The sequence below is a fragment of the Anaerolineales bacterium genome (genome assembly GCA_022866145.1).
Classification (GTDB): Bacteria; Chloroflexota; Anaerolineae; order Anaerolineales; family E44-bin32; genus PFL42.
The window spans coordinates 1-9,259 of the sequence record JALHUE010000080.1; the positions used below are offsets into that span (position 1 = coordinate 1).

Here is a 9,259-nt window from a genome sequence, read left to right on the forward strand (position 1 = left end):
CGGACGCGTCGCCGGGCGAACAGGGCTAGGCGCAGTCATGGGCTCGAAGAACCTCAAGGCGGTGGCCTGCCGCGCTAGCCGGCCGATCCCGCTGGCGGACCCGGAACGGTTCGCCGAACTCCGGCGCCGAGTGAATCTGGCTCTGCGAGAGGACAATCTCTCCCGATCGCTTCGCCAGACGGGAACAGCCGGGAGCGCCGAGTACTGGGAGTTCCTGGGAACGATGCCTAAGCGCTACTTCACCGGCGGCTTGTTCCCGGACGTCGAGCGCGTCTCGGGCACGACCATTGCCGAGACGGCCTTGGTGCGCCCGAGCACCTGCCATGGCTGTGTCATCGCTTGCGGGCGCGTCGTTCGCTTCGCCAACTCGCCGGAGCAGAAGGGAGCGGAGTACGAGACCACGGTCGGCTTCGGCCCGCTCCTCGGCGTGAGCGATGCAGCCTTCGTCACCCGAATGGGCGTGGTTTGCGACCGCTATGGCATGGATACGATTTCGGTTTCCAACGTCATCGGGCTGGCCTTGCTGCTCTTCGAACGTGGCCACCTCTCGGCCGCGGACACCGATGGATTGGAGCTTCGCTGGGGCAACACTCAGGCGATCGAAGCCTTGGTGCACAAGACGGCCAAGCGGGAGGGCTTCGGCGCCGAACTGGCCCGAGGCGCCAAAACCCTGGCCGAGGCGGTGGGGCACCCGGAACTGGCGGTGCAGGTCAATGGTCTTGAAGTGCCGTACCACGATCCGCGCGGAGCGTCCGGTATGGCGCTGGTGTACGCGACCTCGCCGCGGGGTGCCTGCCACAATCAGAGCGACTACTTTCTGGTCGATGGGCTCGGCCACACCAACGAAGAAGTCGGTGTGAACCTGTTCGATCGCTGGGACGGGGCCGCCAAGGCCGCAAACGTAGCCCGCCACCAGGATTGGCGCTCGCTGGGAAACGCACTGGTCATCTGCATCTTCTCCAACATCGCGGCGCAGGACCTGCGGGACCTGGTAAACCTCGCCACAGGGCTGGACTACGGCCTGGCGGAACTCGTGGAAGTCGGGGAGCGCAGCTTCAACCTCAAGCGGCTGATCAACGCCCGGCTTGGGCTGAAGCCAGGATCGGACGTCCTTCCGCCGCTCCTGCTCGAGCCGCTGGCGGAGGGCGGAACTGCGGGACACGTGCCGGACTTGGCTTCGATGCTTCAGGCCTACTACGCGGCCCGCGGTTGGGACCCGGGAACAGGCCAGCCGCAACCGGCGACGCTCAAGCGGTTGGGGCTGGCGCGCCCGGCGTAGCGGTTTCCCGGGCGAACTCCTGCAAGGAGGTTAATCGTGGAGCGGATCGTAACCTGTGAAGAGATGAGGGCGATCGAGCGTACGGCAGATGCCGGCGGCCATTCGTACGCCCAGATGATGGATCGGGCCGGAGAGGTGGTGGCGCAAGCGATCGCCGAACGCTTTGCGACCTTGGATGCGAAGCGAGTCTGCATCCTGATTGGACCAGGGAACAATGGCGGGGATGGACTGGTGGCGGGCCGGCTGCTGGCCGATCGTGGCGCCCAGGTTTCCTTCTATCTGGCGAAACCCAGACCCGAGTCCGACTCGAACCTGGCAGCAGTGCGCAAGATGCAGTTGCTCGTGGCGGTCGCGGGTGAAGACCAGCGCTGGCGGGTGCTGAAGAATCTGCTGGCCACGGCCGAGATCGTGGTGGACGCGGTGTTAGGGACGGGTTTTCGCCTGCCGCTCCAGGGTGAGGCGCAGGAGCTCCTGGGCATGGCCCAGGGCGAGCTCGCTAGCCGCGCTCCGCGACCGCTCGTGGTGGCCGTCGATTCTCCTTCCGGCGTCGACGCCGACAGCGGACAGGTGGCGCCCGAGGCGCTTGCCGCCGACCTGACGATCACCCTGGCCGCGGTCAAGAAGGGGCTGCTCGAATTCCCGGCGGCAGCGCTCACCGGGGAGCTGGTGGTGGGGGATATCGGGCTGGACCCGGAAATGGCTGAACTGAAATCCATCCGCGCCTTCCTGCTCGAGGCGAAGGATTTGGTCGGATGGCTCCCGCCGCGCCCAAGAGACTCCCACAAGGGCACGTTTGGCCGCGCCCTGGTGGTGGCTGGCTCCTCGAATTTCCCCGGGGCCGCGGCTCTTGCCGGGTTGGGAGCTTACCGGGTGGGCGCGGGGCTGGTGACCCTGGCCGTTCCCGCTCCGGTACAGGCTGGAATCGTGCCGCTGCTGCCGGAAGCAACATGGATCCTGTTGCCGCATGATACGGGCGTGATTGCGGCCGAGGCGGCCCCTGTCCTGCTGCGCGAGATGCCCGCCTGTGATTCGCTGCTGATTGGGCCGGGTCTGGGGCACGAGGCGACGACGCGGGAATTCTTGGCCAGGCTGCTCGGCCAGCGCGGCAAGCCCAGGATCGGATTCCACACCAGCGATGCGAAAGGAAGTCCGGCCCTTCCGGTTTTGCCTCCGATCGTCGTCGATGCCGACGGTCTGACGCTGCTGGCAAGCCTGGAGGACTGGCCGTCTCGGCTCCCCGGGCCGAGCGTGCTCACGCCCCATCCCGGCGAAATGGCGATGATGACTGGCGTGGCGAAGGAGACAATCCAAGGTAACCGGTTGGAGTCCGCCCGGACATGGGCCGGCGCTTGGCGCCAGATTGTTGTTCTAAAAGGCGCCCACACGGTGGTCGCCACCCCCGAGGGGGAGGCGTATGTGCTGCCGTTCGCGACAGCTGCCCTGGCCCGAGGTGGTACCGGGGACGTCCTGGCAGGCGCAATCGTCGGACTGCTCGCACAGGGGATGCCACCGGTGCGGGCTGCCCTGACCGGGGCCTATCTCCACGGGCTTGCCGGGGAGCTGGCGGCGGCTGGAGTTGGCGCAACGGCCAGCGTTCTCGCCGGCGACGTTGCGGACTATCTGCCGGAGGCGATCATGGCCGTTCTGCAGGATGAGTGACGGACTCGAGCCGGTCGGGCCCAGGGCGTCCGATTCGAAACGGCGCGGCCTAGTTGGGCCGCGCCGCGCTTGGCAGGACGCATGCCGGCGTTTGGGCAGCCGGACTTCGGGCCGGGGTGCGGAGTTCTAGGTGGCTTTGGGCTTGCCCGCCACCTTGGCCGTCTGCTCTTCGATCAGGACCTGGCTCTTCTGGCCAAGCTCCTGGGCCTTCTGCCCGGCGGTCTGGGCAAAATCGCCGGCTTTGTCGCCGACCTGCTGGGCGTACTCTGAGGCCTGATCCTTCAACTCGATGCTCTTGTCCCGAATGAGCTGGCGGGTCTCCTGGCCGGACTGCGGCGCGAACAGGATCGCAACAATTCCGCCGACGAGGCCACCAAGCAACACTCCTATGAAAAAGGCGGGCAGTTCACTTCCTCGGTCTGACATTGTGCACCTCCTCTGGGGTCGGTATGAATCGGGGTCTAGCGGAAGACGCCGGGTCGGATAAGAGCCAGGGCTCGCCGCACTGCCGCCACGAAGCTGTTGGCGCGGATGACGGGGGTGGCGAGGTTGTCGCTCAGGAACATGGTCGTACCGCGCAAGGTATTCACGGTCTGATTGGTGGATTCGAGAATTGGCTTGACTTCGTTTTCGAGCAGCACGGTCAGACGGGCGATCTGGACAATCAGGACGATCAGCGCCAGGCCGATCAGAAACCCCTCCAGCGCGAGCAGGATGATGGCCACGTCTCGCAGGGTTTCCGTTGTCGCCGGGTTTTGGACCATCAGCGAGATGGCGATCAAGACCCCCGCCAGGAGCAGCACCGCCGCGGCGATGATACCCACCACGATGCCGGTGCGCCTGGCCTGTGAATGTTTCTCCTCTAGCGGGAGCTCGGGGGTAGGGATGGTCTCGCCGGGCATGGACATTGCTCAAAGATTATAGCATACCGTTCAGCCGGAGCTTCAGCCTGGCTAAGGCTTGGATGAGAAGCCGGGAGATCGGGAAGGATTGTGGTTTAATCCCCGCTGGGAGTTCTTTCTAGCATGACCACACTGTCGCGTCGAGGATTTCTCAAGGCAGGTCTTGGCGGGGCTGGCGCATGGATGCTGCCGGCCCCGCCTCTCCTGGCCCAATCCGAATTCCCCGACTCCCCCCGCCTAGGGCGGGTGGTCTCCGGCCAGGTCGCCGTGCGCGCCCAGCCGGACTACGACAGCCCGGAGGTAGGGCAGCTGTACGATGACGCCGTCGTGCCGTGGCTGGCCGAGGTCGCGGGTTCGTACCGCTGGAGCGTCAATCAGCGCTGGGTCGAAACCGAGGGCGGATACGTCTGGGCCTCGCGGCTGCAACCGGTGCTGAACCTGCCGAACATCCCGGTCAGCTCTCTTCGAGAAACCAGCCTAGGGCCAGGCATGTGGGCGGAGGTGACCGTCCCATACGTGGACCTCAGCCTCGACAATCCGCCCGCACGATCTCCGTACCTGCGCCAGGCCGCGCATCCTCGCTTGTACTACAGCCAGGTCGTCTGGATTGACCAAGTGCAATCCGAGGGCGAGAGCGTGCAATATCGGGTAAACGAACGCTACGGCTACGGCGATTTGCTCTTGGCGGAGGCCTCGGCCTTCCGTCCGCTGACCGACGATGAGCTGGCGCCGATCTCGCCGGATGTCGAGGAAAAGCGAGTAATCGTCGATCTGCTCCGGCAGACCCTTTCGTGCTTCGAAGGGCGCAGCGAGGTGTACTACTGCCGGATCTCCTCGGGGGCCAAGTTCGATGCCGAAGGCAATCCGGTCGACAAGTGGTCGACCCCTTTGGGGCCTCATCCGATCTGGCGCAAGCTGATCTCGACGCACATGAGCGGCGGCTCGACGGCGACCGGCTATGACCTGCCAGGCGTCGCCTGGACGTCGCTCTTCAGTGGCGACGGGGTGGCGATCCACTCCACCTTCTGGCATAACAACTTCGGCGAGCCGATGTCTCACGGATGCGTAAACGCCCGACCGGAAGACGCCAAGTGGGTGTTTCGCTGGTCGCGCCCGCACGTGCCCTATGATCCCGGGGATGGGACCGTCGAAATGCCGGGCGGAACGATCGTTGAGGTCGTCGAGGGCTAGACGTCTCGCGCCGAGCTAGTCGAGCAAGACGCGAACTGCGCCGCTCTCCAGCCGATCGATCAACCGCACGAGATCATCCTGACGGCCCGGGCTGAACAAGTCCGGGTCGACGTATTCCATCTGCAGCGGTGCAACCCAGTTCGCAGGCGACGCGCCGTCATCCCCCCATGCCTGGCGCAGGGCAGCGGGGAGATCGGCCGAGATCGTGGCTGCCCAGGTGTCCGAGGCGCCCGGCGGGGGCGGCTCGGCGCCCACGATCAGCATGCCCAAGTCGGAGGCTGCCAGGGCGACTTCCTGGCTCGCGATCCCTCTTCCCAGATAGACCGTGCTGACGCCCTGCACGGCCAGTCCCTCGAGCGCGGCCAGGGACTCCTCGTCGGAGGTGCTGACCGTCGTCAGGGGATAGTCGGCGTACGGCGGGTAGGGCGGGTTGCACAGCCCGCAAGCATAGACCCCTCCCTGGAAGAAACCCTCCCCGGCTGAGGGGAGAGCAGCCGGCAGCACGGCGCCGATCCGCGCCTCGGGTGCCAACAAGGAAGCGGCATACCCCGCCGCAAAGGACCGCTTGGCCTCGAACGGGTCGTCGACGGGAAAGGCGCCGGGCTGCAGCAGGACGACTCCGCCGGCCTCGATCACCAGGAACTGGGCTTGCGGATTGTCTGCGGCCAATTCCTCCAGTCGGGGCGTACCGGACTCGACGACGACCCGGCGCGTGGCGGCGGTGATCTTGGCCGGCAGAAGACCATCAGTGAAGTTGAGCGCAAGTCCGCTCTCGTTGGCCAGCGCCGCCAGGGTGTCCACCAACCCCTGGGTGACCAACGAGCTGCCCTCCGGGCGGACCAACAGCACCGAAGGAACCTCGAGAGTGGGGGCTGGAGTGGGCGGTAGAGGTGTTGGGCTTGGTGTTGGCTGGGGAGTCGGCGAGGGGAGGCAAGCGGCCGCGGCCAAGGTCAGGAAGAACGCCACCGCCGCCACGACGCTTCGGGACGAGCGTCCACCCCCATTCGACCGAGTGTCGCATGTCCTGAAGGGTTGGCCACACATCAGGCGGACGGTCCGCCTTGGAGAGGTTCGTTTTCGTCGCTCGAGGAGTCGTCGTGCGGCTCCAAAAGCCGCTTCCATCCGCCCGGGCTGCCGGCCAGGATGCTGGCTGCAAGCAGCCCGACGACGGTCGCGGCAAGTGCCGGTACAAGGTTCAATGTGCCCAGCCGACCCCACGTCCAGCCGGTGAACAGACTCAGCAGCTGCCCTGCCCAGAAAGCGATCCAGGCAGCCAGGATATACAGGCCAACTCGGGGCAAGGGTCCCCCTCGCACGAGGTGGAAGAGCAGGCCGCAGCCGGTGGCGATCACGAATCCGAGCAGAATGCTCTGCAGCGTCATGGAAGGATCATCCCGCCGCCCAGACACTCTGATCCACGAAAGAAAACCGCACCCTGTCCCGGGGAGACCTCTGCCACGGGGTCGGCCGTGCGTACCAGCGCCTGGGATGGCTTCAACAATTCGATTGTAGCCGGGACTGCTGGCGAGCGGTAGCGCACCTGCACCCTCAGGCCGCGCAAGGATGATGGCGGGCGGCCTGCCACCCAGTGCAGGTCGCCCACCGGGAACTCCGATCGCCCGAGGGCGGGCCTGGGGCCAACGACAAGGACATTGGCCTCGGGACGCTTTTCGAGAACATACAGCGCCGACGGCGTGGCCAGGCGGATGCCTTTGCGTTGGCCGACGGTGTAGTTGGACAGGCCCGCGTGTACCCCGATCGACTCGCCCTGGGAGTTGAGGATGGGACCCGGCGTGTGAGCATCGGGGACTCGGTCGGCGAGGAAGTCCCGGTAATCGCCACCGCCGAGGAAGCACAGGTCTTGGCTGTCTGCCCGATCCTTGGCGGGCAAGTCCCGATCCCGGGCGAGGCTGCGGACCTCGTGCTTGGTCATCCGGCCGAGCGGGAATAGGGCATGGGCGAGTTCGTGCTGACCGAGGACGGAGAGGACATACGATTGATCCTTGGTGGGGTCGCGGCCGCGCAGCAGCCGCCAGGAGCCACGCCTGAGGTCGGTTTGGGCGTAGTGGCCGGTCGCCAGGTGGGTGGCGCCCATCGCCAGGGCTTGGCGCAGCAGAAAACCCCAGCGGATCTCGCGGTTGCAGGTGAAGCATGGATTGGGGGTGAGCCCTTGCGCATAGCCACGCACAAACGTCTCAACCACAGCCTCCCGAAAGGGCTCTTGGGCGTCGAGGACGTAGAACGGGATTCCCAGGGTGGCGGCGGTCTGGCGGGCCCGGACCACGTCCTCGGGCGCACAGCAGCGGTTGACCCCGCGGTCGGGATCACTCCACAGGCGAAGCATCAGGCCGAAGACCTGGTCGCCGGCACCGGCCAGCAGGGTAGCAGCGACGGAACTGTCGACACCGCCGCTCATTGCGACAGCCACAATCCGCGCCATTTGCCTAGCCGGGCCCGGCCGCTCGCAAGGCCTGGATCACGCCGGGGAGGGTATCCAGGAAGGCGCCGATATCGTCGGCACTTGTATCCCGCCCGACCGTCACTCGCAAGGAGCCGAGGGCCCAATCGGGAGTCAGGCCGAGCGCCAGCAGCACGCCCGAAGGAGTGGGATCGCCGGTCTTGCAGGCCGAGCCTGATGAGCAGGCGAATCCCCTGCGGTCCAGGGCGGCGACCAAAGCAGTGCCATCAACACCGCGAAAGGCAAAGGAGGTGTGGTTGGGCAGGCGCTGACTGGCGTGGCCCGTGACTCGGGCCTCGGGAATTTCGCCCGGGATCCTGCGCAGGAGCATGTCGCGCAGCGCCGCATGGCGGGCCTGGTCGACGGGGCGGGAGGCCTGGGCCAGCTTGAGGGCGGCGGCCATGCCTGCAATCAGCGGGACGTTGTGGGTGCCGGAGCGCAGGCCGTGCTCCTGTCCGCCGCCGGTGACCTGGGGAAGAAGCTCGGACTCCAGGCTGCGTTTGAGGACGCCAATGCCTTTGGGGCCGTAGAGTTTGTGGCCGCCAATCGACAACAGCATCCCGCCAGACGAGCCCAGCGGGCGCAGGTCGAGGTGGGCTGCGGATTGGACGGCGTCAGAGTGAAAGGGGATCTCTTGCTCCCGGCACAGGCGGGCTAGCTCGACCACGGGGCTGAGGGTCCCAATTTCGTTGTTGGCGTGGATCACCGAGGCGATGGCGACGTCAGATGACAGCCGGCGGCGAAATTCATCTGGGTCGACGCGCCCACCGGCATCCACCGGGAGCAAGTCGAGGGTGAAGCCATGATGCCGAGCGAGGGCCTCGGCCGTCCGAAGGATGGCAGGATGTTCGACGGGCGTGGTCAGGATCCGGGAGGCGCCGCGCTGCTCACGGGCCGCAAAAGCTGTGCCTCGCAGCGCAAGGTTGTCGCTCTCGGAGCCCCCGCTCGTGAAGATGACCTCCTCCGGCCGGCACCCGAGCACGCCGGCAACGTCCGCCCGTGCGTGCTCGATGACGGCTTCGGCCCGCTGGCCCAGGGCATGGATGGAAGATGGGTTCCCGTACTCGAGGTCGAAGTACGGCTGCATCGCCGCCAGCACCTCGGGGCGGACAGGCGAGCTTGCCGCGTAGTCCAGGTAGACCGATGGTGAGGCCATGGCGGCATTCTAACATGCGCGATTCCGCAGGGCGCGAAGGCCGATGAACTGCAGAGGCGCGGGGTGTTCATGCACACATCCCCGGTCGGTGGCGGCAGGTATAATCCCGGCGACGATCGATGCAAGGAGTCCCAACCCCAATGACAACCATCATTGAATCTGTGAGCGGACGCGAGATCCTCGACTCGCGCGGCAACCCGACGGTCGAAGTCGAGGTGATCCTGCTCGACGGGAGCTGGGCCCGAGCGGCCGTTCCCTCCGGAGCCTCAACCGGCGTGCACGAAGCCCTCGAGCTTCGCGACGGTGAGAAGGACCGCTACCGCGGCAAGGGCGTCCGGCGAGCGGTGGAGAACGTCAATACCACCATCTCGGAGCTTCTGCTCGGATGGGATGCGGTGGAGCAACGTGCCATCGACCTGGCCTTGATCGAGCTCGACGGCACGAAGAACAAGTCGCGCCTGGGCGCAAATGCTATGCTGGGGGTCAGCCTGGCGGTGGCCAAAGCGGCGGCCAACTCGCTCGAGCTGCCGCTGTATCGATATATCGGCGGCGTGCACGCCCACGTGCTGCCCGTGCCGATGCTCAACATCCTCAACGGGGGCGCCCACACCGGC

10 protein-coding genes are annotated in these 9,259 nt (G+C 66.4%); 4 read left to right on the top strand and 6 right to left on the bottom strand.

Translation table 11 applies throughout. From position 1 onward, the window contains the following. Together MUO23_02755 and MUO23_02760 are read left to right on the top strand one after the other, a co-directional pair. Nucleotides 1-1,279, top strand: a 1,279-nt coding sequence (locus MUO23_02755) for a hypothetical protein (GenBank protein MCJ7511874.1), incomplete at its 5' end; no start/stop codon positions are given. Nucleotides 1,280-1,315: 36 nt separating this feature from the next. After that, a complete protein-coding gene (locus MUO23_02760; GenBank protein ID MCJ7511875.1) occupies nt 1,316-2,938 on the top strand; it encodes an NAD(P)H-hydrate dehydratase in 1,623 nt (540 codons plus the stop codon). A 126-nt stretch (nt 2,939-3,064) separates the two neighbouring features. Here the strand turns inward: MUO23_02760 and MUO23_02765 are convergent, their stop codons facing one another. Further along, complete coding sequence (locus tag MUO23_02765; protein MCJ7511876.1) at nt 3,065-3,364, bottom strand: YtxH domain-containing protein; 300 nt, start codon at nt 3,362-3,364, stop codon at nt 3,065-3,067. Between the two features lie 35 nt (nt 3,365-3,399). Continuing rightward, nucleotides 3,400-3,840, bottom strand: coding sequence for a hypothetical protein (locus tag MUO23_02770; GenBank protein ID MCJ7511877.1), 441 nt, complete (start codon nt 3,838-3,840; stop codon nt 3,400-3,402). 123 nt (nt 3,841-3,963) lie between these two features. Between MUO23_02770 and MUO23_02775 the strand changes: the two genes are divergently transcribed. After that, nucleotides 3,964-5,031 (top strand): L,D-transpeptidase, encoded by a 1,068-nt coding sequence (locus tag MUO23_02775; protein ID MCJ7511878.1) that lies wholly within the window; start codon nt 3,964-3,966, stop codon nt 5,029-5,031. Between the two features lie 15 nt (nt 5,032-5,046). On the opposite strand, the gene MUO23_02780 is transcribed toward MUO23_02775, so the two are convergent. The 4 genes from MUO23_02780 to MUO23_02795 all read right to left on the bottom strand — a co-directional run bounded on the left by MUO23_02780 (nt 5,047) and on the right by MUO23_02795 (nt 8,645). Further along, complete coding sequence (locus MUO23_02780) at nt 5,047-5,880, bottom strand: hypothetical protein (protein MCJ7511879.1); 834 nt, start codon at nt 5,878-5,880, stop codon at nt 5,047-5,049. Nucleotides 5,881-6,074: 194 nt separating this feature from the next. Further along, on the bottom strand, nt 6,075-6,413 hold the full coding sequence (locus MUO23_02785; protein ID MCJ7511880.1) for a hypothetical protein: 339 nt from the start codon (nt 6,411-6,413) through the stop codon (nt 6,075-6,077). Continuing rightward, nucleotides 6,410-7,447: a tRNA 2-thiouridine(34) synthase MnmA gene (mnmA, locus tag MUO23_02790; protein MCJ7511881.1), complete on the bottom strand. Its 1,038-nt coding sequence runs from the start codon at nt 7,445-7,447 to the stop codon at nt 6,410-6,412. The genes MUO23_02785 and mnmA overlap by 4 nt, the downstream gene beginning before the upstream one ends. A gap of 28 nt (nt 7,448-7,475) precedes the next feature. Then, entirely contained in the window at nt 7,476-8,645 is a 1,170-nt protein-coding gene (locus MUO23_02795; GenBank protein MCJ7511882.1) for a cysteine desulfurase, read from the bottom strand. Nucleotides 8,646-8,785: 140 nt separating this feature from the next. On the opposite strand from MUO23_02795, the gene eno reads away from it, so the two are divergent. Then, on the top strand, nt 8,786-9,259 hold a 474-nt coding region (gene eno / locus MUO23_02800), incomplete at its 3' end, for a phosphopyruvate hydratase (GenBank protein MCJ7511883.1).

Excerpts from the sequence above, each read along its gene's own strand:
- MUO23_02775 (MCJ7511878.1), top strand. The coding sequence starts at position 3,964 with ATGACCACACTGTCGCGTCGAGGATTTCTCAAGGCAGGTCTTGGCGGG.
- MUO23_02785 (MCJ7511880.1), bottom strand. The coding sequence starts at position 6,413 with ATGACGCTGCAGAGCATTCTGCTCGGATTCGTGATCGCCACCGGCTGC.
- mnmA (MCJ7511881.1), bottom strand. The coding sequence starts at position 7,447 with ATGAGCGGCGGTGTCGACAGTTCCGTCGCTGCTACCCTGCTGGCCGGT.
- MUO23_02765 (MCJ7511876.1), bottom strand. The coding sequence starts at position 3,364 with ATGTCAGACCGAGGAAGTGAACTGCCCGCCTTTTTCATAGGAGTGTTG.
- MUO23_02795 (MCJ7511882.1), bottom strand. The coding sequence starts at position 8,645 with ATGGCCTCACCATCGGTCTACCTGGACTACGCGGCAAGCTCGCCTGTC.
- MUO23_02770 (MCJ7511877.1), bottom strand. The coding sequence starts at position 3,840 with ATGCCCGGCGAGACCATCCCTACCCCCGAGCTCCCGCTAGAGGAGAAA.